We start from the raw sequence: 21,078 nt of genomic DNA on the forward strand, positions 1-21,078 counted from the left end.
AGCGGAGTTCGACCGCCATGTCACGGAAGGCGAATCGGCGATCTGGATTTGGGCGCCGATCATCACGACCCAATGCCCCGAGTGTGGGAACGCACCAAGCTACCACGAAAACAGCGAGTGTGAGTACGACGAGACGCCGCCCGAAGAGTGGTCGGAGGGCCTCGTGGGCTTCAAGCCCGCACCCGTCTTCGACATTTCGCAGACCGAGGGCGAGCCACTCCCAGAACTGGATACGGCGGCGACCGGTGAGGCTGACACACTCGTTGAGGATCTCACTAACATCGCGTCGGACCTCGGCGTGACCGTCCGCATTGTCGATCCCGATGAGTGGCGGCATGGCGAAGCAAAAGGCGTCTGCCAGTCACGGAGTGTCCAAGACCTCACCCCACTCGTAGAAGTGAAGGACCGGGCGAATCGCGCAGACCTCGCGTCGACGATCATCCACGAGTACGCCCACGCGATTCTGCACTTCGACATCACTGACGCGACCGAGCGGGCGAAACGCGAGGTCGAAGCAGAGGCCGTCGCATACGTCGTCGGTCGCTATCTCGGCTTGGATACGAGTGGGTCGGCGTTCTATCTCGCGGCGTGGCAGGGCGACGAGACGGACGTGCTGCAAGAGCGACTGGGTCGGATTAGCGGGACGGCCGAAGAGATTCTGTCGACACTCGACGCGGTCTGAGATCTCTTATCTGTGGTTCAGCTGTTGCGGCTCTGTTGATGCCTCTTTGTCAGCTATATCTTGCCCTGCGACAGAGGGTGTTGAGGAACACTTTACAGGGTGTTGTTTTCGCAGGTTCAGCGGTGAATCACCTGAGACATCGAGAAAGCCTGCTTATCAGCACCACCAATGGCACAGATATTCTTGAAAATTCTACACTAGAGTTGTATTGTCATCAAAAACCTACCCGCTGCAGCACAGCTATCCAAAGCCAATGTACTTCTGAAAAGTTGGGAAAGGGGGCCCAACTAACCCTAAACCGGCCGGGCACCCGGATTAGGGACTTGCCGGTGTTAACACAGAGGCACCCCGGCATTGTGGATTTCACACATTTATTATTAAATCTATTGATTGAACAGATGTCTCTATAACATCTGGAGAAAACCAAACACAGTTGCTCGATACGGTCTCTATACAGAGCGGTACACACGAGAACCTCCACGCCAATGCTGCCCATCTTCTGCAGTAGGTCTGTAACCGTCACGACAAACATGAGCGAGAACACGCGTAACACGCTAGACCGCCAAAGAGCAACTCGTGAACCGCCTTCGGACCCAGTACAGCTTGTGCTCGCCTTCTTGCGGATGTCCATCGACTACCGGCCAGCACGACCCCGCGACGAAGCCGACGGCGATTGCACACACGAACAGCAACAACAGGCCACTTCGCTCTAATGTGGCGACTAGTGACGCGCGGCCGCCCCGCTCAGTCGTCGAGGGTCGATTTCCGGGCTTCGATAGTGGCCGACACGAGGTACTCGCCGAGGTCGCGGTCGGCCTCCCAGTCGCTGATGAACTCAGTACTCTCGTCCTTGGGTGCGATCTCGACTGCCTCGAAGCCAGCGCGGTCAAGCATCTTCTCGAGCTTTCCGATGGTCGAGGCCCCGGCGACGCACCCCGTAAGCGAACCGGGGTCCATTGCAACGTCGTCGGGGAACGGCGCGGTCTGGACAACGTCGGAGATGGCGACGTGGCCGCCGGGCTTGAGGACGCGATACGCGTCGTCGAAGACACGTTGTTTCTCGGGTTCGAGGTTGACGACGCAGTTCGAAATGACGACGTCGACGGTCTCGTCGGCGACCGGGAGGTGAGTAATCTCACCGAGACGGAACTCGACGTTCCGGGAGTCGTTCTTTGCGACGTTCTCGCGGGCCTTCGAGATCATCTCCAGAGTCATGTCGACACCGATGACGTGGCCGTCCGCGCCGACCTCCTGAGCGGCGAGGAAGCAGTCGAACCCCGCGCCGGAGCCGAGGTCGAGGACGGTTTCGCCGGGTGTCATCGCGGCGAACGCCTTCGGGTTCCCACAACCGAGGCCGAGGTCCGCACCATCGGCGACCGACGCGATGTCATCGGCGTCGTACCCGAGGCGTTCGCTCTCGGACTGACTGTCGTCGTCACAGCAACCACTATCGCCCGCGACATCGAGCCCGACGTCGCTACAACAGCCCTGGTCGCTCGATGCGATTCCGGCGTAGCGTTCCCGTACCAACTGGCGAGTCGCCTCTGGATCGCGGTCGTCGGCTGTCGTGCCAGTCTGGGTGTCGTCACTCATGGGTGCCTCGCAGGTCGTCGAGCGTTTCGAGCAGCGCCACGGTGGTCTCGGTCGGCTCGTAGTACCGCCAGGAGCCTTCTTTTCGGCGCGTGACCAGACCGGCAGCGTACAGCCGGGAGAGCGCCTGGCTGACAGCGCTCTGGCTGACGCCAACCGCCGCTTCGAGGTCGCAGACGCAGACGCCGTCGTCGGCGTTCGCGATGCGTCGGAGGAGCTCGTAGCGCGTGTCATTCCCCATGGCGGAGAGAACTTGGAGGTCAATCGCCATCGCGTCCGCATCGACGTCCCCAAGTGGAGTACAGCAGGCATCGGCGTCGCCTGTGGCCCCGTCGGCGACAGTATCCTGAACCATATTAGCAATAGCTTATACAAGGAAATACTAATATGTTTCTCTGGCGAGTCCCTCGTCTGCTCCACGTAGAGACGCTCCGAGAGAACGTTGAGTACTGTCCAACGGGTTCCAGCGAACCGAAGAGTTCCGAACCCAGGGCCCGTCTCGCGGCGAAGAACCCGAGTTCGGACTGCGAGTGCGTGTTCTAACAGCAGTCGTTGCCGGCGTCGCAGGCGTCGCCGTAGTCGACGCCGGTCGCCACAGTGATTGTTTCCGTGCAGTCGTCGAGGAGGGCTTCGAAGTCCTCTCGACTGCATTCTGTTTTCGCGTCGGCGAGCGCCGCACCGAGGGATTCCGCCGCGGTCAGCACGTCGTCAGCGTCGCTCAACAGCACCCACCCCCAATCGACTGCGCGAACGCCTGCCCGGTGCGTTCGCTTACGATCTCGTCCGTCTCGGCGAGTAAGCTCTCGAACGCCTCGCGAGCCTCGCGGTGTTGCCTGACAGACTCGAGTTCCGAGAGGTCCTTCTGGATGCTCCGGAGTTCGCTCATGAGCGACGTGTCGAACTCGCCGTTTTGGAGTTCGCGCTCGGTCTCCCGGTACGCATCCAATAGTTCCTGAGCCTCGGCGTCAGCTTCGAGTGCCTCCCGTGCTTCGACCAACTCCTGATAACGTTCACACGTGAGGAGTTCGTCGACGAACGCTTCGAGTTCCGTCTCGACGTCCGCGGTCTCGACCAGGGGGTCGCTCACGACACCGTCACCTCCTCGCGGTCGTCCTCGAGCAGACGAGCCAATCCCGTGACCTCCGTGCCGAACTCGCGGAGGTCGTCGAGGCCGACGGGTTCCTCCTGACGCAACGGTGCGAGCATCATCGGTACGTCGAACCGCTCTTTAATCTCCGTAAGGTACTCCCCTTGCTGTGCGCGTCGGTTCTCGAAGAACGCGTTGTTGCCGTCGTCTTTCGGGAGCAGGTAGTTCGCCACCACGAGCGACGTCTCGATCCCGACCTGGTCCTTGAGGTCCATCGCGGCACGGTACGCCTCCATCATAGGGGTGAACTCGGGGTACATCACGAACGCGAAGGAACTCCGACTGGAGTCCTGCATCGTATCGATGACCTCGTCGTACTTCCCACCGTTCGCGGGTGCAGCACCCTTCGTGAGCGACCCGAGATCCATGAATCCCTTCCAGTCCGACGGTAACTCCAGCAACCGCAACGTGTGCCCGGTCGGGGCCGTGTCGAACACGACAACGTCGTAGCCGTCCTCCTCGAAGTAGCTCACAAACTTCTCGAGGGCTGCCATCTCCTCAGCACACGGCGATTCCAGTTCCTCCTCGACGTTCGCGATGGCCGCCTCCACGTCGATCTGCGTGTCGTCTTTCTCGGCGTACATCTCACGAACGTGATCGAGGACTTGCGTCCGGTACTCCTCGAGCGCGCGCTCCTGGTCGATGCGGGCCGCATCGAGGTTCGCCTGCCCGACGGACGTCGGTTCGTGGCTGACAGGTTGCTCGAAGATGTCCGCGAGGTGCGCGGCCGGATCCGTGGTCACGACGAGCGTCTCGTAGCCCGCTTCCGCGAGCGAGACTGCGGTCGTTGACGCGATCGTACTCTTCCCGACACCACCTTTGCCAGTAAAGAACAGGTACCGTGTGTCTTCGACGGGAGCGAGTTCCTCGGCGACCGCGTCCGAGGCGGTGAGTGAGTCGAAGTCGACAGCTTCGTGGTCACTCGCGCGTCGCGTCGCCGCATCAACATCGACGGTCGCCTCGTCGCCGTCGTAGAGGACGCCACCGACGTCAGAGAGCAGTTCGAGACCCGCGATTTCTCCGGGCTGGAGTGGGTACGTCGCGAGCGCCTGGCGCTCGAATGTCGACTCCACGCGGTCGATGACGGCCTGTTCGTCCGCGCGCTTGCCCTCGAAGAACGGGTCGTCGCACACTGACTCCGGCAGGTAGCCGTTGACGACGAGGAGTTGAGATTCGATGCCGAGTTCAGCGAGGTCGCTCGTACTCCGCTCTATCTCGTCGATCGACGACGATTCAGGTTTCCCGACGAACGCGAACGACGTCTGAGACTCATCAGAGAGCGTGTCGATGGCCCGCTCGTAGTCCGCTTTCTTGTCGTCCATCGACGCCGCGGGTCCAATGCACGTCGAACCGCCCTTCTCGAGTTCCGCGTTCCAGTCGGACGGCAGTTCCATCAACCGAATGGTGTGTCCGGTGGGTGCGGTATCGAAGACGACGACGTCGTACTCGGGGCTGTCCATGAAGTCGACGAAGTTGTCGAACGCCGCAATCTCCTCGACGCACGGACTGTTGAGCTGCTCTTCGACAGTCTCGATCTCCTCGTCGTCGAGGAGTGCCCGCATCGGTTCGATGGTCTCCTGACGGTACTCTTCGGCAGCGACGTCGGGGTCGATTTCGATGGCCGAGAGGTTCGGGACATCGTCGATGCCGGTGACCTCGTGGCCGATATCCTGATTGAAGATGTCGGAGAGGTTCGGCGCAGGGTCGGTCGTCACGAGCAGTGTCTCGTAGTCGTTGTCGGCGAGCCACGTCGCGGTCGCGCAGCTGACAGTGCTCTTGCCGACGCCGCCTTTCCCGCTGAAGAAGACGAACTCGGTCTCTTCGCTCGTCGGCTCGACGACGGCACGTGCGGCAGTATCGCTTTGTCTCATCAGTCAGGCCTCCGGCGCGGACTCACGGTCGGTGACCGCGGCTTTGAGGGCGTTGTAGGAGAGGTACTCAGACTTGGCGACGATTTCATCGTCGACAATCGTGATCGGGAGAATTGACGGGCCGTGTTCTTCGACGAGGTCGTAGATACGCTGCGTCTCGAGGAACTGGTCGATGTCGTGTTGCATATTCGCTCGGGAGACATCGAGGTCGTCAATCTCGGTCTCGAGCTGGTCGAGGGCCGCGCTGACTTCGACGAGCTCGTCGTCGGGGTCCGGGCCACAGACGCCCGTTGAGCAACACATCGCTTCTTCGTACAGTGTGAGTTCAGTCATGAGTTGGATTGAGTCGTGTTTCAATTGTCGTCTGGAACGGCTGCCCGGTGAGTGGCTCTCACCAGCATCACAACCGCCCCATTCATCTGAGCAGTTACTCAAACATTTGGATAAATCTTCGGATTTCAGATAAGCCAAATAGTGAGCGAGATCGCCACAATACATGGAGTATATACGAGTTATACGAGCATATTTCGAATGAGCTTGGCGTTAGTACGTATTTGCTATTGCTCAAGTATCTCGACTCATTTGAATCGGTATTCATCTACAGCACACCCAGAAGTCTTAATGAAGTACCCACTCAATTCGAACCGATGTCTTCCACCGATCGGCTCCAGCGATACCTCGCCGACGAACGCGGCGGATGTGGCGACGAAGCGGTCAACGAACGCCTCGCGGAACTCGAGGAACTGCACGTCGCCGCAGGTGGCCCGGAGCTCGACGACGATCTCAACCTGCTCGGAGCGCTCGCAAACGAAACCCGATACAAAATCGTCCGCATCCTCCACGTCGCCGATGACGAACTCTGTGTCTGCGAGTTCAGCCCGCTCCTCGACGTCAGCGACAGCGCCATCAGCCACGCACTCTCTAAGCTCACCGACGCCGGGCTCGTCACTCGACGGAAAGACGGCAAGTGGCGGAAATATCGTCCAACTCCTCGTGCCACTGCGGCACTCGTCGCACTCGACGGTTCCCGACAACTATGAACCGCTCACCGTCGAGCCTCGATCAGCTATTGAGTGGACTATTGTCTATGGAAGCCAACATACAAACGGTCAAGTAAGCCATGGAAAGTCAGAGTGGTATGGAAGAACCCACGAAAAAGCTCGGGTTCGTGTGCGTACAGAACGCGGGGCGGAGTCAGATGTCCGCAGCGTTCGCCGAGCGCGAACGCGACGAACGAACTCTCGGCGATCACGTTGCGGTCGTTACCGGTGGTACGCATCCCGCCGACAGCGTCCACGACGAAATCGTCGCCGTCATGGATGAGGTCGGCATCGACGTGTCCAACCGGACGCCACGAGAGGTATCGACGGAAACCCTGGAGTCGTGCGACGTCGTTGCGACGATGGGGTGTTCGACGCTCGAACTCGACGCAGAACGAGTCGAGATTCGTGATTGGAACCTCGATGACCCCCACGGTCAAGACATCGAACGTGTCCGGGAGATTCGCGATGAGATCGAGACGCGAGTCCAAGACTTGTTTGACGAGTTCGTCGGCGATACCGAGTACTGACAGGCTGACCGAGTCGGCCGAGCGTATCGGTATCTTGGGCTGATCGGCCCGATCAGCTGCTGTACGATTGCGGATGAACAACTGAGCGGCTATTGCTGCATTCACCCTCTGTATCGGCCACGCGGGTTGTGACAGATCTCAGGGACACTTCGATGCCTCACAGCAAGTAGCTCACCTGTATTGACTGCAGGACAATCAAGACAGGACAGCACAACGAATCCGACCTGATTCTGTATCACCTGTCACTCCGTTCGACAGCGTAGTTTTTCCATGCGCCCGAAGGGGTGCGCGCATTGCGCGCTGGCTACCATGACTCCAGTACTACCAGAGTTCGACCCACCTGTACGCGTCCTCAAGCGGGCGCAGTACGAGGCGTTCGCGTTCGAACTCCTCGACGGCGATGTCCGTGTACGCAACGAGAGCTATGCTGACCCAACCGCGCACGAGTACCGCGTTCGCATTCGGGATGGTGTGCCCGACTCGTGTTCATGTCCGGCTGACGCAAGTAGTGACGGTCCGTGTAAACATCGGGTTGCGGTCGCGATTCGCCCACGAATACTCGACCTCGCCATCCAGATGCGCGTCGTCGCAGATGGTGGGTCAACATCACGCGGCGATGACGACACAGCAGACCTGCCCTGCGAGTGTGAACAGCTCTCTGAAGCTCTTCCTTGTTGGAACTGTATCGACGCTGGGCGGCGTGACCTGTCTGAGTAGTCGTTGGTGAGAGTTTCGTACGTCAACCAGTCACTCGTCAGTCCTCGGACTGCTGGGACATAGCGTACGCACCAGCAAACTGCTCGCGCATCTCCCGACGGAGCAGTTCACTCATGACCTCATAGACGACCGGTTGAGGGTACTTCTCGAGAAGGCGTTGGATGTCGGCTGCACATCTGCTTTTTTCAGTCGCAAAGTTCCCAGTCCATGGTGAGCTACTCATACAAGACTGTCATTTGTTGTCTCAGTTAACTGTTTGTTTGGTTAGAAACTCCTACTAACGCAGTCCGCAAACCGTGACTCACAGATATCCAATAACTCGAGTGTCGAGTGTACGAAACTCGGTGGGCACAAGGCCCACGAGGAAGTTATCAAGGGGTGGGCGCGGATGGCTTGGTACGCGGTTTCGCACCCGTTGCAGAACAGGGCGCGTCTTGTGTGACACGACGAGCCTGCAACGATAATCCACCTGCTAGCATGTTTGGTGTTGTGGTTCAATCATTTAATGACCCCCCAACTGAAGCCAGCCTGTTCGAGACGGCGACGATGTTTTTGAGCTCCTGAAGGGTGCGGGGCGCAATGAGATGCGTCCCGTGGTGTTCGAGATGGCGACACGAGATGTCTACGAGCGACAGTTCGACGAATCGTGCGGGAAATCCTGCGGAAACGCCTCCTGTCCAGAATGTGGCGGCCAGGTCATTACGGACGCTGGTGAGCGGCGGTGCGACTCCTGTGGGCTCATCATCGACGGCCACGGCATCGACCACGGCCCGGAGTGGCGGTCGTTCGAGCGCAAGGAGCGAAAACGAGTGGGTGCGCCCCGAACGCCGACGCGGCACGACCATGGCCTCGCGACCGAGATCGGCCGACACGTCGACGCGAACGGGACACCGATCCCGGGCGAACGACGACAGCAACTCTCCCGACTTCGCACTCAGCACATTCGGAGTCGGTATCAGTCGAGTCGTGAGCGTCGACTCGCACATGGCTTGGACGAAGTCCGGCGACTCGTCGGTGCGCTTGACCTCCCGGACAGCCTGCGTGACCAAGCCTGTCGGTGCTTTCGGTCCGCTCAACAGGCGAATTTGCTGCCGGGGCGGTCGATTGAAGCAGTCGCAGCTGCGAGCGTCCACGCCGCCTGTCGATGTGCAGGACTTTCGCGGACGCTCGCCGAACTCGTCCCGCTCGCACGGGTGGCTGAATCGCGTGTCCGGTCAGCGTACAACGCACTCAATACAGAACTCGGGCTGCCTTCGAAGCCAGTCCCACCGGTTAAGTTCGTTCCACGGGTAGCGGATGTGCTTGACGTGACAGACCAGATTCGGCGACGAGCACGGTCGTTAGCTGAGACATCGAGTAATGAGTGGGCTCATCGGGGCGCGAAGCCGCATGCAGTCGCAGCAGCGTGTGTGTACACTGCTGCGACTGAGCGGGACTGGCCGCTCACGCAGGCGCGTGTTGCGACCGTGAGTGATACCTCAACTCAAACAATTCGGACGCACTACCAGACGTTGTGTGAAGCACGTAGGTGAATGTTCACTTAGGCAGACTACTGGGTCCGAGATACTGCTTGCACTCTGCGATCATTTCGTCGGCGAATGACTTGGTCACTTGTCCCTGTGGATTGACAATGGCATCATGTTTGATTGTCGTGACGACCCATGGAGAGCAATACGAGGTCTTGGTCGGGTCTTTGCCACTTACCCACTCATCTCCAACTTCGAAGTTTCGCGGGGGATTACTGGTTGTGAGAGCTGCACACAGATACTCCTCGCTAGGATACGGGAGTGAGTCTGCATGCAGAGCTGGACTCCAAATCTTCTGACGATGGGGGCTTTGCGAGGGTAACCAAGCGACGAGCAGGCCGACAAAGTTTTGGATACGTACATACACTGTATGTACATGAGCACGAAACGGGTTAACTTCCGACTGCCTGAAGAGTTAGTAGCACACGCGGATATCGCTGCCGAAGTCACTCACAAAAACCGAACGGAGATTCTCATCGAAGCACTCCGACAGTATCTCGAAGAGAAAGAGTCTGATGAGAGTTTCCGTGAAGCTGTTGTCGAACTGTATCTGAATAACCACATCGAGTTCGAGAAACTGGCCGAGATTATCGGGCGACAGGATGCCGAAGCCGTCCGCGCTTCGAAAGAGGTACTTGATCGTGGTGAAGAACTCGCAGACAAACTCGCAGACCTCTAAATGCTCGTTGTAGACACGAGCGCATTCATCTCTCTTTCAGTCGGCGAAGTTCTCGACGTCTTCGTCACCGAGTTTGACGTCGCAACCACAGAGGCAGTTCTTGAGGAACTCCAAAGAACTGCTGAGTACGATGACCGCCATGGAAAAGCCGCCACTGCCGTCCTCGATACGGCCGACGAGTTCACCGTTGTTGCTGTCGCTGGTGGTGAGTTTGTGACGAGCCGAATCGACGATGGTGAAGCCAGCTGCGTAGCTGCAGTCCGTGAGGTGGATGCAGCGTTCTTGATTACCGACGACTACAGAGCTCTTCCTGAACTTCGAAAACTAGTGAGTGCAGAAGTTGCACTATCTCCGATCGTTCTCCGGGCGCTGGTCAAGCGCGATGCCCTCAGCGAGGAGGAAGCAAGAGTCACCTTCGAGGCAATGGCAGAAGGACGTGATTGGCTCGGTGCGCCGATCTACCGGTACGCTCGACAGATCCTCGAAGATACCTCAAAGTAAGGCATCTCTTCTCAAACGCTCCTTCTAACTCTACTGCAACAAGATGAATGGTACGGAACTAGTCATCCTCTGAAATTGTGTGTCGACACATCCTCGGAGAGTGGATGTGTGCGGGCCTTCTCAAAGACGATTTCGAGCTTAGATAAAATCTGATGGCGAGTCATCTGCACTCTGATCTGTTTTCTTCGGAAACGATGGGGTGTAAAGTTCGGATAGCAGCGGTTATTCAGAGATGTGACATCCACAAGTTAAAATAGAATTTTAAAAATCTACGGCTGGGACAGCCGTTATCCCTTCATTCCACTGAGGCTCATACCCTGGATGAAGTAATTTTGCGCGGCGAGGAACGCAATAATGACTGGTGCGACGATAAGGAGCGCTGCAGCCATCATCAGACCCCACTCTGCGAAGTACTGGTTTCGGACTGCGAACAGCGCAACGGGAAGTGTGTACATCTCATTGCTGTTGGCGATGATGAGCGGCCACTCAAAATTGTTCCACGCACCCATGAAGGTAAAGATACCAAGGGTTGCGAGAGCCGGTTTTGCTAGCGGTAAATAAACCTTATAGAAGGTTTGGAACTCGTTGCATCCGTCGATTTTTGCAGCATCACCGAGCGCCGACGGCAGACTCTTGAAGTGCTGTCGAAGCAGGAAGATACCAAAGGGATTGGCTGCGAGTGGAGCGATAAGTCCCTGGTAGGTGTTTATCCAATTGAGTTCGACGAGCAGTAGGTAGACCGGAATTAGCGTCACCATCCCGGGAATCATCATCGTGGAGATAAAGCCGAGAAAGAGCGTGTCGCGGCCCCAGAAGTCAACCTTTGCCAATGAGTAGCCTGCGAGGCTGTCGAACGCGAGGTTGAACAGCGTGACCGCAGTGGCAAAGAGAACCGTGTTGAGGAACCACCGCACGAGTAGAATGTCTGGGCGCTCCCAGAGCGTGACAAAGTTCCCAAGCGTCAACTCAGCCGGAATGAACGTCACGGATGACGCAGTCGGGTTTTGTGACAGTGCCGTTGTGAGTGTCCACCAGAATGGCAGCGTCATCCAGAGTGCCCCCAGGCTCACGACCGCGTACAGCAGTGTCGTCTTCGTCCAGTAGGTCGCACCACTCGCTTCGTATCCGGGATATTCGTAGTTCGAACGTGCCATCAGTAATCAACCTCCTCGCTCTGTCGGTAGCGGTACTGGTAGTAGCTGAACGCGAAGATGAGGATGAACAGGAGGAACGCCATCGCGGCACCGACTCCCATCTGTCCCTCTTCAAACGCTCGCTGGTAGATGAGCAACACCGACGTTGTCGTCGAGTAGTACGGTCCACCAGCAGAGAACGCAAGTGCGATACCGAACACTTGGAACGAACTGATGATGGCCATCACAATGACAAAGAAACTCGTGTTTCCGAGATTCGGCCACGTGACGTGTCTGAATTTTTCCCAATCGCTCGCACCGTCTATTCGTGCTGCTTCGTACAGTTCTTCGGGGATATTCTGTAATCCGGCGAGGAAGAAGATCATGTTCGAACCGATCCCTCCCCAGATAGCCATGAGCATCACCCCACCGAGCGCAGTTGCTGGGTCTCCGGCCCAGTTGTGAGCCAATCCAATCGGCTCCAGAAGACCGTTGATGACACCATCTGCGGCGAGGAACCACCGCCACATCACAGCGCTGGCAGCCCCACTCAACATTACGGGCATGAAGTACGCGGCGCGGTAGATTTTCTTCCCGCGGACGCGCTTGTCGAGTAGCAGCGCAATTGCCAGTCCACCGAAGATCTGCAATGGGACCGTACCAATCGCGTAGACGGCGGTATTCTTCAGCGAGTACCACCAGAGGTTCACAGTTGGGTCTTTGAGCGCAGCGAAGTTGTTCTCCCACGGCCAAGGTTGCAAGATCTCTATGTAGTTTGTGAGCCCAACCCAGGTCCCTTCGTTCTTCAGAATATTCCAGTCTTGGAAGGAAATGAAGAACGCAAAGAGGACTGGTCCCAGGAGAAAGACCAAGAACATCACGACGTTGGGAAGGACAAACATCCATCCCATCAGGTTGTCTTGGTCTCGGTTGATTCCAAGTTGCTGCTTTACAGACGTAGCCACTTCGAAGAGCGCAGATTCAGCGTCCGTGTCGGTACGTGATTCTTCGAATGACATCAGAATACTTCGGTGTTGATCTTCTCTTGTGCCTTTGTCAGAGCCGCTTCTGCGGACTGCTGGCCGAGCATCGCCCCTTCGAGTTCGGGGTGAAGCCGATTCAGAAGCGCTTCACTGTTCGGACCGTAAGCGACTGGAACAGACCACTCACCCGCTTCGAGAAGGGTCTTGTACCGTGGGTGATCCTCGTAGAATTGGAGGCTTTGGTGTGATTTGCGTGCAGAGAGTGCGAGACCTTGTTCAGCCCACTTCTGCATGCCCTCTGAACTCGTGAGTCCTTTGATTAACTCGCGCGATGCTGCTGGGGAGTCGGTATTGTACGCGACACTGTACGACACCGTGTAAGCAGAGGTTGCCTTCTGCCCACCCTCCGGAATCGGGAGGTGTGCAACGTCGATTTTTTCATCGACCTCGGGGTGGTTCTCAGCGAGGAACGGGAACGTCCACGGACCGATGATTGCAGCAGCGATTTCTTCAGTTCCAAGGCCAGCACCGTGCCACCCTGCGCCCAGTTCATCAGGCGTCGCCAGCAATCCTTCGTCACGAAGTTCAAGCATGTATTCGAGTGCTTCGACTCCTTCGTCGGATGCAAAAACCGCTTCACTTTCATCATCAGAGAGCATCTGTCCACCGTTTTGGTAGAGTAGAGCTTTCCACATCCGGGCGTTTCCGTACTCCATCATTGGTGCCTTAACATCCGTCTTTTCTGCAACAGCAGCGAGCGCTTGTTTTAATTCACTCCACGTCTCGGGAGCCTCGACACCGGCCTGATCAAACAGTTCGGTGTTGTAGAACAAACCAAGCGTTGAGAAGTCCTTAGGGACGCCGTAGAGGGACCCATCGTGCCGGAATGCGTCGATGAGAGGTTCGAAAAAGTCGTCGGTGTCTAGTTCCTGGTCGGCTTCGAGTTCGTCAAGCGAGAGGAGCACGTCGTTCGCCGCGAACGAACCAAAGTAATTCGCGTCCACGTAGAACACGTCAGGCGCGTTCCCTGCGCCGAGTTGTGTCTTCAGTTTCTGCTTGTACTTTGCTTGTACTGCACTGTAGCTCACGTCGATATTGTCGTGAGTTGACTCGAAGTCGGAGATGCGTTGTTTCAGCAGTTCAGATTCGGTATCATCTGCGGCCCAACCCGCGAGCGACAGGCTCGTCTGCGGAATTGGTGTCTCAGTAGCGTCTGCGTCAGTGGCCGTCTCGCCAGATTGGTCACCGCTTCCACTTGACTGTTCGTCTCCGTTTCCACCCAGACACCCACTCAGAAGTGCCGCGCTTGTTGCTCCCGTTGCCGCCATGACTTGTCGGCGGGTAACGCTAGTGCGTGAGTCTTTGCCAGACATGTAGTTGTAATGTTCATGGTTCAGAGTTAATAAATCCCTGGTGTTCTAACTACTGCAGTAGTTTGGAGGTAGCTTTTTATATACTGGCTTGCAACACCGAAGTGAGAAATGAAAACGGATAGTGCAGTTATCAACGGGTCTACATTCCTCGTAACGGATCTCAATGGTCGAGCAACACGGTATCACGACGGATTCTATCATGACGACACGCGTCATCTCTCTGCGTACCAGCTCGAGGCCACGTCAACCGAACTCGAACCGTTAGAAAGTGCAACTCCCCGACCTGCTGAACGACTCGTTCACCAAGGAAGCGACGTGGTTCGCGGTTCTCGGACACTTCACCTAACTCGCCATCAAGTAGTGACCGATGGACTCTACGAACAAATTACGCTCGACAATCTCACGTCAGAATCTCGCTCGGAGACACTCCACCTCTCGCTTTCTACCCTCTTCGATGACCTCTTCGAAGTGCGTGGCCACACTACCTTCCGAACACGAGACATCGAAGTCGAAGTCGGCGATACTCGCGTCACATTTGTCTACGACCCAGACGATATCCAACAGTCATGGCAAACAACTGTGACCGCGACCGTAGGTGAGATTATTTCTACTGAGACCGCAGACGGGCGCACCGATGCGACCATGGAACTCACTTTCGATCTTGACCCACATGAGCAGGCGACCGCTTGGTTAGCCGTCGAGACCACAGATGTGACAGATGACCCGGAAGCCGCGTTCGATACTGCACGTAACGCTGTCACTGAGAGAGAACAGTCATGGTACGACGAGACCACCGAACATACCTTCGATGGCTGGGACAACGTACTCGAAGAAAGTCACCGAAACCTGCTCGAGCTCTGTTTGGATACTGAGTATGGTCCTGTCTTAGCCGCCGGAGTTCCGTGGTTTGCCACAGCGTTCGGCCGTGACTCTCTCATTGCCGCTTATCAGTCACTTCCCATCTCGACCAAGATTGCCAAGGCAACGTGTCGGTATCTCGCTGCACACCAAGCAACCGAAATTGACGAATTCCGCGACGCTGAACCGGGTAAGATTATGCACGAAATTCGACGCGGCGAGGCAACGATTCGAGATGATGTGCCACACTCTCCGTACTACGGAACTATTGACGCGACTGCGTTGTTCGTCGTGCTCGTCCATGAAACGTGGACGTGGACTGGTGACGACGGTTTCGTCCGTGACCTCTGGGACTCAGTCGTTGCAGCCCTCGACTGGCTTCAGTCGTACGGTGACCTCGATGATGATGGGTTCCTTGAGTACCCAACAGAGGGTGGTGCAGACGGGTCGCTCACCCATCAAGCGTGGAAGGACAGTGGCGATGGAATCATGCACCCAGACGGGACGCATCCAAGCGGCCCACTTGCAGTCGCAGAGGTGCAGGGCTATTACTACGACGCGATGGTTCGTGCTGCTGAGTTAGCCGAAGAAATACGACAAGACAGGGATTTTGCGGAGAGTTTGGTGGCACGTGCTTCCGACCTCAAGACTGCATTCGACGAAGCGTACTGGGTTGATGGCCTCGATTTCTATGCTGTTGCACTCGACGGAGACAACGCACCGGTCGAAACGGTGACCACGAACCCAGGTCACTGTCTTTGGAGTGGTATCATTCCCGAAGAACGCGCCGATTCAGTCATCGACCGCTACCTCGAAGAAGATATGTTCACCGGATGGGGGCTCCGAACTGTTGCAAGCAGTCATGAGGTCTACAACCCGCAGAGCTACCACCTTGGAAGCGTGTGGCCACACGACAACTCTCTCGTCGTCCTCGGAATGGGTCGGTATGGACGCCGAGACGCTGCATTGCGTGTTGCGAACGGTCTTATCGACACTGCTGTATCACGTGGAAACGACCGACTCCCAGAGCTCTTCGGTGGGTTCGGCCGTGCTGAAACGTCGGTTCCGATTTCGTATGGCGAAGCATGTGAACCGCAGGCGTGGGCCGCTGCGACTCCGTTTGCCCTCCTTCGTGCAATCGACGAAATCGAGGTTCCAGATCGTCTGCCAGTCAGCGTAGCAACGAAATAGAACCATCGTCAATTAACAGGTACCGACGTGCTTTTGTTCATACTCATCAGTCGATTTGGAGATGTCAAGCGAGACTGAGCGGCTGGACCCGCTTGCGACGGTTTCAGCGTTTGGCCGGGCAGCGTACAGCGACCTCGTGACTGTCATCGTCGTGAGTCTCCTCTTTTGGATTGGTTCGCTTCCAATACTCACACTTGGTGCCTCTCTCGCTGCAGCGACCGAAACCATGCGCGCAGTCGTGGATGCGCGGCTCGATGGTCGTGGATTCAACGAGCGTTCGAGAATCGCACAGTTTAGCACTTCGTACAGGGGCAACCTTCAGAGGGGAATCCCCGTCAGTCTCGCACTCGTTGGAGTGGCTGGGGTGACGATGTGGTACGCTATCGTTGGGACAGCACAACAGCGTGGTGTGTTTCTGGTGGCCGCACTCATCGGTTTCTACGGATTCACTATCGTCACCCTCCTCTCATTCCACGCTGCTGACTTCCGAACCGTAGAAGCCAGACTCTCACTGCGAGATGCGTTCTCTGTGGCGTCTCAGCGAGCGCTCGCATATCCCTCGTTTACAGTTTTGGAATCGACGTTTGCAGTCTTGATTACAATTCTTTGTGTTGCACTCGGCCTCACTGTCGTCCTCGTTCTCCCCGGATTAATCGCACTGCTGACTGTTGTGGCCGGCGAGGAGACAGAAGGAGCGAGTGCGGCGGCCGTCGTCAAAGCCTATCGAGGTGAACGCGCATGAAAAAACGAAAGCGGCTACTTGTAATCGCAGTCGTCACCGCAGTATTCGCTGTTGGACTCGGAAACCATCCACTCGTTATGCTTCCGATGGTCGCCGGAGTCCTCCTTCCGGACCTCGACGCAGTTCGAGAAAAGACACACCGCTCATGGGTATTGCACACGTTCCTACTCCCGGCTATTGCCTACCAATTCTTGCTTCGGTTCAGAGTCCTCGAGTCCTTCCCAAGCATTGGAGTTGGATTGAATTTCCTCACACTCGGCATGGCACTTCACTTCGGCTACGACTACGTGTACCCAAAAGAACAAACCAACCAGGGGGCTGCGTGGCCAGTTCGACCAGTCGGACCGTCGGCACCGTGGGGCTTACTCTGGTTAGGTACTTCGTGGATCTTACAATGGTACTTCTATCTCTCACCTGTGTTTTTACCTTGGCTTGTCGGCTATTGAGTCAGTATCTAACCAATATTTGACACTCTCGTTTATCACCCACTCCCCACACACAGTTTATAAACCAACTGTCTCAAACTACTCTAGTAGTAACACATATATGGCTTCAATGAATGGTTCACGATAGACTATGACGACCGTCGAATACGACCACGTCACAAAACAGTTCGATTCCGGGGACCAGGAAGTCGTTGCGGTAGACGACCTGTCACTCGACGTCGAAGATGGCGAATTTCTCGTCCTTGTTGGACCTTCGGGTTGCGGAAAATCGACAACGCTTCGATTACTCGCTGGACTTGAGACTATCTCCGATGGCGAGATTCGAATCAAAGGTGATGTGATGAACGACAAGAAACCGAAAGACAGGGACATCGCGATGGTGTTCCAAAACTACGCGTTATACCCGAATAAGACGGTTCGAGAGAACATGTCTTTCGGACTGGAGATGACCACCAATCTCACTTCTGACGAGATTGAAAGCCGAGTCCAAGAGACTGCATCAATGCTCGATATCAACGAGTTACTCAGCCGCAAGCCCGCCGCACTATCGGGTGGACAAAAACAGCGTGTGGCACTTGGACGCGCCATCGTTCGTGAACCAACGGTCTTTCTGATGGACGAACCGTTGTCGAACCTCGACGCAAAGCTTCGAACTGACATGCGTGCCGAGCTCCAGCAACTCCACGAAGCAATCGGCGTTGCAACGGTTTACGTCACCCACGACCAAACTGAGGCGATGACGATGGGTGACCGAATTGCGATCCTCAACGATGGCGAACTCCAGCAGTTAGCCACCCCACTTGAGTGCTATCACGAACCAGCAAACGAGTTCGTAGCCAGCTTCATTGGATCTCCATCAATGAATTTCCTCAGTCTCAGCTACGAAACTAACACTGGGATGGGGACGAGTGGCAGTATCACGTACAGATTCACCAACGAGCAGCGAGAAGAACTTGGGGAACAGACATCAGTACGTCTTGGCATCCGGCCAGAGGATGTCGAAATCGCAACCGAAGAAGGACCAGATACGGTCGAAGCAGTCGTTCGTGTACTCGAACCGATGGGGAAAGAGAGCATCGTCCACTTCGACGTCGCTGGAGAGTCCATGACTGCTTCAGTGCCAGCAGAATACAACTTCGAGTCAGGTGACAGAGTTCGACTGAAGTTGCCACGAGACAGAATCCATACGTTCGATACAGACGGTGGCGCAACCATCTTCAACCGCACGCGAACGACTGACGAAGTCCCTGCGAGCGCACGGCTGTAGCAAGACTCGTGGGAAACGCTGAAACAGGACGCAAACCTGCGTTCGATATGGACACAATAGAGCTTCGTGAGACCCTCGAGAAAACAGGGTTGACACAGTACGAGGCCGACGCATACATCACAATCGTCGAACTTGGGAGTGCACCCGCGACCGAGATTTCGAACGCATGTGATGTCCCACAGGCACGGATTTATGACGTTTTACGCAATCTCGAGCGGAAGGGACATATCGAAACGTACGAGGAGGGAAGTCTCCACGCACGAGCTCACGACCCCGAAGAAGTTGTAGATAGTCTCACTTCATTCGCCGATACAGCAAAGAGTGCTGCCTCAGAGATTCAAGAGCGGTGGGAGCGGCCAACAGTCCAGAACCATCGTGTGAGCGTTCTTCGACCTCTCTCCTCTATCTACGACCGAGTGCAAGAGACCGTCGAAAAGGCGAACAATGAAGTTCAGATTGCGGTCACGCTCGAGCAGTACCGGAAAGTAAAGGAGGTTCTTGCTGCGGCACATGAACGTGGCGTTGTTGTGAAACTCGCCATCACACCTGCAGTTGACGACGACCCACTTCCGTCGAAACTGAACTTCGACTTTGACGGCATCGCTACTGAAGTTCGTGTTCGAGAGCTTCCGACACCACTGGTTGTCATCTCCGATCGGATGCATGTCTGCTATGCTCCAGAAGAGGCAGCCCATCCGAGCCAAGAGTACGGCATCCTTGTGAACGACTACTCACTGTCACGTATGTTCGACTGGTATTTCCAGACGGCGCTCTGGGAGACGTGGCAGCCGACGTACTCTGAACACGATGGTGGCGTCTCGTCGATCTACACCGACGCGCGAGAGTGCATAGACGATATCGCACCGGTCTTGCAAGCGGGAGGAACAGTTATTCTCTCTGTACAGGGGCAGCGAAGAGACGATGGCTCAGCAGTCGAACTTACTGGGCGGGTATCTGACCTCGATTACGTAGTGAGTCCTGAAGAAGGGAAACTTCTCTCAAGCTTTGCTGAGCCAGCAACGATTACGCTCGAAACTCCAGAAGAGACCCTTACTGTTGGTGGTTGGGGTGCACTCATTGAAGACATCGAGGGGCGTCGATTTATTGTCGAGGCTATCGAGTCGCCCGATGCGAAGATGTAGCATTCAGTGAGCACATTGGGTTTCAGAGTATAGAACGTACATCTCTGGTGGGTCAATATTGGAAGAGAGCATTCCGACGTTAGTTGGGTCGAGGTCAAGAAGACCAACCCTGCTGAATTCCTTTGCTCCGTAGAATCCACGGAAACCGTCGTTCTTTGGATGGAACAGGATGACCGAGAGGTTGCCGTCGAGTCAGCGTCTGTCCATGTCGAACAGGTTTGCACGCGATGGGGTTCTTGTACGTTCCTTCAACGAAGTCGGATGGAGCGACTGTCTTCGCAACGAATGCTCGTGTTCAGCCGGAAGAGGCTGAAGCGTTCTGTCGCCGATACAGTAGCCGCTGGCAGATCGAAAGCGAGTATAAGAGCAGTCAAGCATGATCTCTTGGCGAAGACCTCGTCGAAGGACTACATAGTCCGCCTGTTCTACTTCGTGTTTGCAGTCTCTTGTACAATATCTGGCGGCTCACCGATTTCCTGCTGAAAGCTGGTGCTGGGGGTGAGATGGACTACGCGTCTGTGATAACCGCTGGAGAGTGTGTTGAATTGGCCTCTTCGGCGCTGCTTCCACCTGACTATAGCAGTCGTTAGAAGTAATTACTCAATTTTGGAACTGAAAGTTGCTCAAGGGCAGTATCAATCGCTCTTGTTAACTCGTCAAGTGAGACGAAGAACCGGTTACTCAGAGCTGCTTGAAGCTGTCTCCAGTACTCCCCATCCGGGTTTAGCTCCGGCGAGTATGAAGGAAGCGTCACGAATGCGAGGTCGTCACGGGCCGCTAGGTCCGTGACGTCCGACGCTTGAAAGTACGGCGCTCCGTCCAGCACCACGAGCAAGTCATCTTCAAATTCTTTACATAGTGCTAAAATGAAATGTTTTGCGTGTTCAGCGGTGACGTACTCTTCGAATCGTAAGAAGAAGCGATTACCGTCCTCGGTGATCGCGCCCAGCAGACACCTCCAATCACGTTGACCAGAGAGTTTGACCGAGGGCCGCGTGTCGTGCGGAAACCACGCGGCTCGACTTGCACGGATTTCTTGCTTTGGTCGATACAAACTACGGTGGCGTCCATCTCCCGCCGCTTTTTTAGTTCTTCGTAGAACGCTTCTTGCTCGGATTCATCAGCTTCGGCGGCTTTCCGGCGTGGTTTCTGATAGCTCAATCCCGCTTCTTTCAGCAACCGCCGACAACTCGGGATTGAATACTCGACGCCGTATGTTTCCTCGAGAAAGTCTTGGGCAAGCGCCGGCGTCCAAGCCGGCGCGTCGATGCCGACTTCTTGGGGTGGTTCGTGAAGAGTTTCTTCGAATTCTTTTTGCTGTGTTTCTGAGATTTTTCGTTTTCTTCCAGTTCGCTTATCATCAGAAACGGCTGGCTCAAGCGACTCGTCGGTGTCGAGTCGCTTGAGCCATCTGTAGATCGTCCGGCGCTGAACGCCGTATCACTCGGCTAGCTCAGTCTGTGCCACACCGTTCTTGTACGCGATAGCTGCTAAGAGCCGTTGTGTCGGCTTCTTTCCGTCCACGTTGTCGAGGGCGTCGTGCAATTCCTCGACGGTGATTTCGTCGAGATAGTTCATTATCTCTTATAAGAACCTTTGAGTAAAAATTCTAACGGTTACTATAGTCAGCACCGGTTATGACTACCGAATGGAAGAGCGA

Annotated in this window: 21 protein-coding genes and 2 pseudogenes; 12 read left to right on the top strand and 11 right to left on the bottom strand. The window is 56.1% G+C overall.

The annotated features are described in order from the left end of the window. Positions 1-682 (top strand): ImmA/IrrE family metallo-endopeptidase (locus tag AUR65_RS16475; RefSeq protein ID WP_058567906.1); only part of this gene is annotated, 682 nt, incomplete at its 5' end. A 744-nt stretch (positions 683-1,426) separates the two neighbouring features. On the opposite strand, the gene AUR65_RS16485 is transcribed toward AUR65_RS16475, so the two are convergent. The 6 genes from AUR65_RS16485 to arsD all read right to left on the bottom strand — a co-directional run bounded on the left by AUR65_RS16485 (position 1,427) and on the right by arsD (position 5,623). After that, positions 1,427-2,275: an arsenite methyltransferase gene (locus AUR65_RS16485; protein ID WP_058567907.1), complete on the bottom strand. Its 849-nt coding sequence runs from the start codon at positions 2,273-2,275 to the stop codon at positions 1,427-1,429. Further along, positions 2,268-2,627 (bottom strand): ArsR/SmtB family transcription factor, encoded by a 360-nt coding sequence (locus AUR65_RS16490; protein ID WP_004977720.1) that lies wholly within the window; start codon positions 2,625-2,627, stop codon positions 2,268-2,270. The genes AUR65_RS16485 and AUR65_RS16490 overlap by 8 nt, the downstream gene beginning before the upstream one ends. A gap of 184 nt (positions 2,628-2,811) precedes the next feature. Continuing rightward, positions 2,812-3,000 (bottom strand): halo-CC-star protein HcsS, encoded by a 189-nt coding sequence (gene hcsS, locus AUR65_RS16495; protein WP_058567908.1) that lies wholly within the window; start codon positions 2,998-3,000, stop codon positions 2,812-2,814. Next, entirely contained in the window at positions 2,991-3,359 is a 369-nt protein-coding gene (hcsL, locus tag AUR65_RS16500) for a halo-CC-star protein HcsL (protein WP_058567909.1), read from the bottom strand. The genes hcsS and hcsL overlap by 10 nt, the downstream gene beginning before the upstream one ends. Continuing rightward, positions 3,356-5,290, bottom strand: coding sequence for an arsenical pump-driving ATPase (gene arsA, locus AUR65_RS16505; protein WP_058567910.1), 1,935 nt, complete (start codon positions 5,288-5,290; stop codon positions 3,356-3,358). Before arsA ends, hcsL begins: the two co-directional genes overlap by 4 nt. Before the next feature lie 3 nt (positions 5,291-5,293). Beyond that, on the bottom strand, positions 5,294-5,623 hold the full coding sequence (arsD, locus tag AUR65_RS16510; RefSeq protein ID WP_058567911.1) for an arsenite efflux transporter metallochaperone ArsD: 330 nt from the start codon (positions 5,621-5,623) through the stop codon (positions 5,294-5,296). 314 nt (positions 5,624-5,937) lie between these two features. Between arsD and AUR65_RS16515 the strand changes: the two genes are divergently transcribed. From AUR65_RS16515 to AUR65_RS16525, 3 genes are all read left to right on the top strand, one after another. Next, positions 5,938-6,330, top strand: coding sequence for an ArsR/SmtB family transcription factor (locus tag AUR65_RS16515; protein WP_004062153.1), 393 nt, complete (start codon positions 5,938-5,940; stop codon positions 6,328-6,330). Between the two features lie 98 nt (positions 6,331-6,428). Next, positions 6,429-6,860 (top strand): low molecular weight phosphatase family protein, encoded by a 432-nt coding sequence (locus AUR65_RS16520; protein WP_058567912.1) that lies wholly within the window; start codon positions 6,429-6,431, stop codon positions 6,858-6,860. Positions 6,861-7,169: 309 nt separating this feature from the next. Continuing rightward, positions 7,170-7,577, top strand: coding sequence for an SWIM zinc finger family protein (locus AUR65_RS16525; protein WP_084816500.1), 408 nt, complete (start codon positions 7,170-7,172; stop codon positions 7,575-7,577). Between the two features lie 37 nt (positions 7,578-7,614). On the opposite strand, the gene AUR65_RS16530 is transcribed toward AUR65_RS16525, so the two are convergent. Next, complete coding sequence (locus tag AUR65_RS16530; protein WP_058567913.1) at positions 7,615-7,800, bottom strand: hypothetical protein; 186 nt, start codon at positions 7,798-7,800, stop codon at positions 7,615-7,617. Positions 7,801-8,182: 382 nt separating this feature from the next. Here AUR65_RS16530 and AUR65_RS16535 point away from each other — a divergent pair, with 382 nt between their 5' ends. From AUR65_RS16535 to AUR65_RS16550, 3 genes are all read left to right on the top strand, one after another. Beyond that, positions 8,183-9,109 (top strand): transcription initiation factor IIB, encoded by a 927-nt coding sequence (locus tag AUR65_RS16535; protein ID WP_084816501.1) that lies wholly within the window; start codon positions 8,183-8,185, stop codon positions 9,107-9,109. 364 nt (positions 9,110-9,473) lie between these two features. Continuing rightward, on the top strand, positions 9,474-9,782 hold the full coding sequence (locus AUR65_RS16545) for a ribbon-helix-helix protein, CopG family (protein ID WP_004062141.1): 309 nt from the start codon (positions 9,474-9,476) through the stop codon (positions 9,780-9,782). Beyond that, positions 9,783-10,283 carry a PIN domain-containing protein gene (locus AUR65_RS16550; protein WP_058567915.1) on the top strand — a complete coding sequence of 167 codons (501 nt, stop codon included), beginning with the start codon at positions 9,783-9,785 and terminating at the stop codon, positions 10,281-10,283. A gap of 287 nt (positions 10,284-10,570) precedes the next feature. Here the strand turns inward: AUR65_RS16550 and AUR65_RS16555 are convergent, their stop codons facing one another. The 3 genes from AUR65_RS16555 to AUR65_RS16565 are packed head-to-tail and all read right to left on the bottom strand — an operon-like array spanning position 10,571 to position 13,727. Beyond that, entirely contained in the window at positions 10,571-11,437 is an 867-nt protein-coding gene (locus tag AUR65_RS16555; protein WP_058567916.1) for a carbohydrate ABC transporter permease, read from the bottom strand. Continuing rightward, entirely contained in the window at positions 11,437-12,435 is a 999-nt protein-coding gene (locus AUR65_RS16560; protein WP_058567917.1) for a carbohydrate ABC transporter permease, read from the bottom strand. The genes AUR65_RS16555 and AUR65_RS16560 overlap by 1 nt, the downstream gene beginning before the upstream one ends. Further along, positions 12,435-13,727, bottom strand: a complete 1,293-nt coding sequence (locus tag AUR65_RS16565; protein WP_158250850.1) for an ABC transporter substrate-binding protein — start codon at positions 13,725-13,727, stop codon at positions 12,435-12,437. Before AUR65_RS16565 ends, AUR65_RS16560 begins: the two co-directional genes overlap by 1 nt. 153 nt (positions 13,728-13,880) lie before the next feature. On the opposite strand from AUR65_RS16565, the gene AUR65_RS16570 reads away from it, so the two are divergent. From AUR65_RS16570 to AUR65_RS20360, 5 genes and pseudogenes are all read left to right on the top strand, one after another. Further along, the gene (locus AUR65_RS16570; RefSeq protein WP_084816493.1) at positions 13,881-15,821 is read left to right on the top strand and encodes a glycogen debranching N-terminal domain-containing protein; all 1,941 of its coding nucleotides are present in this window, start codon (positions 13,881-13,883) and stop codon (positions 15,819-15,821) included. 61 nt (positions 15,822-15,882) lie between these two features. Further along, a complete protein-coding gene (locus AUR65_RS16575; protein WP_058567920.1) occupies positions 15,883-16,563 on the top strand; it encodes a hypothetical protein in 681 nt (226 codons plus the stop codon). Between the two features lie 576 nt (positions 16,564-17,139). Next, the gene (locus AUR65_RS16580) at positions 17,140-18,276 is read left to right on the top strand and encodes an ABC transporter ATP-binding protein (RefSeq protein WP_058567921.1); all 1,137 of its coding nucleotides are present in this window, start codon (positions 17,140-17,142) and stop codon (positions 18,274-18,276) included. 47 nt (positions 18,277-18,323) lie between these two features. Further along, the gene (locus tag AUR65_RS16585) at positions 18,324-19,418 is read left to right on the top strand and encodes a TrmB family transcriptional regulator (RefSeq protein ID WP_084816494.1); all 1,095 of its coding nucleotides are present in this window, start codon (positions 18,324-18,326) and stop codon (positions 19,416-19,418) included. A gap of 141 nt (positions 19,419-19,559) precedes the next feature. Continuing rightward, positions 19,560-20,008, top strand: a pseudogene (locus AUR65_RS20360) (transposase); the annotation flags it as partial. Here the strand turns inward: AUR65_RS20360 and AUR65_RS16595 are convergent. Continuing rightward, positions 20,005-20,996 (bottom strand): annotated as a pseudogene (locus AUR65_RS16595) (IS630 family transposase). The pseudogenes AUR65_RS20360 and AUR65_RS16595 sit on opposite strands and share 4 nt — an antisense overlap. Between the last annotated feature and the right edge of the window lie 82 nt (positions 20,997-21,078).

Origin of the sequence: Haloferax marisrubri, assembly GCF_001469875.2 — an archaeon.
Taxonomy (GTDB): domain Archaea; phylum Halobacteriota; class Halobacteria; order Halobacteriales; family Haloferacaceae; genus Haloferax; species Haloferax marisrubri.

Bases quoted from the DNA above. Each gene is read 5' to 3' on its own strand.
- AUR65_RS16485 (WP_058567907.1), bottom strand. From the start codon at position 2,275: ATGAGTGACGACACCCAGACTGGCACGACAGCCGACGACCGCGATCCA.
- AUR65_RS16490 (WP_004977720.1), bottom strand. From the start codon at position 2,627: ATGGTTCAGGATACTGTCGCCGACGGGGCCACAGGCGACGCCGATGCC.
- arsA (WP_058567910.1), bottom strand. From the start codon at position 5,290: ATGAGACAAAGCGATACTGCCGCACGTGCCGTCGTCGAGCCGACGAGC.
- arsD (WP_058567911.1), bottom strand. From the start codon at position 5,623: ATGACTGAACTCACACTGTACGAAGAAGCGATGTGTTGCTCAACGGGC.
- AUR65_RS16515 (WP_004062153.1), top strand. From the start codon at position 5,938: ATGTCTTCCACCGATCGGCTCCAGCGATACCTCGCCGACGAACGCGGC.
- AUR65_RS16520 (WP_058567912.1), top strand. From the start codon at position 6,429: ATGGAAGAACCCACGAAAAAGCTCGGGTTCGTGTGCGTACAGAACGCG.
- AUR65_RS16525 (WP_084816500.1), top strand. From the start codon at position 7,170: ATGACTCCAGTACTACCAGAGTTCGACCCACCTGTACGCGTCCTCAAG.
- AUR65_RS16530 (WP_058567913.1), bottom strand. From the start codon at position 7,800: ATGAGTAGCTCACCATGGACTGGGAACTTTGCGACTGAAAAAAGCAGA.
- AUR65_RS16535 (WP_084816501.1), top strand. From the start codon at position 8,183: ATGGCGACACGAGATGTCTACGAGCGACAGTTCGACGAATCGTGCGGG.
- AUR65_RS16545 (WP_004062141.1), top strand. From the start codon at position 9,474: ATGTACATGAGCACGAAACGGGTTAACTTCCGACTGCCTGAAGAGTTA.
- AUR65_RS16550 (WP_058567915.1), top strand. From the start codon at position 9,783: ATGCTCGTTGTAGACACGAGCGCATTCATCTCTCTTTCAGTCGGCGAA.
- AUR65_RS16555 (WP_058567916.1), bottom strand. From the start codon at position 11,437: ATGGCACGTTCGAACTACGAATATCCCGGATACGAAGCGAGTGGTGCG.
- AUR65_RS16560 (WP_058567917.1), bottom strand. From the start codon at position 12,435: ATGTCATTCGAAGAATCACGTACCGACACGGACGCTGAATCTGCGCTC.
- AUR65_RS16565 (WP_158250850.1), bottom strand. From the start codon at position 13,727: ATGGCGGCAACGGGAGCAACAAGCGCGGCACTTCTGAGTGGGTGTCTG.
- AUR65_RS16570 (WP_084816493.1), top strand. From the start codon at position 13,881: ATGAAAACGGATAGTGCAGTTATCAACGGGTCTACATTCCTCGTAACG.
- AUR65_RS16575 (WP_058567920.1), top strand. From the start codon at position 15,883: ATGTCAAGCGAGACTGAGCGGCTGGACCCGCTTGCGACGGTTTCAGCG.
- AUR65_RS16580 (WP_058567921.1), top strand. From the start codon at position 17,140: ATGACGACCGTCGAATACGACCACGTCACAAAACAGTTCGATTCCGGG.
- AUR65_RS16585 (WP_084816494.1), top strand. From the start codon at position 18,324: ATGGACACAATAGAGCTTCGTGAGACCCTCGAGAAAACAGGGTTGACA.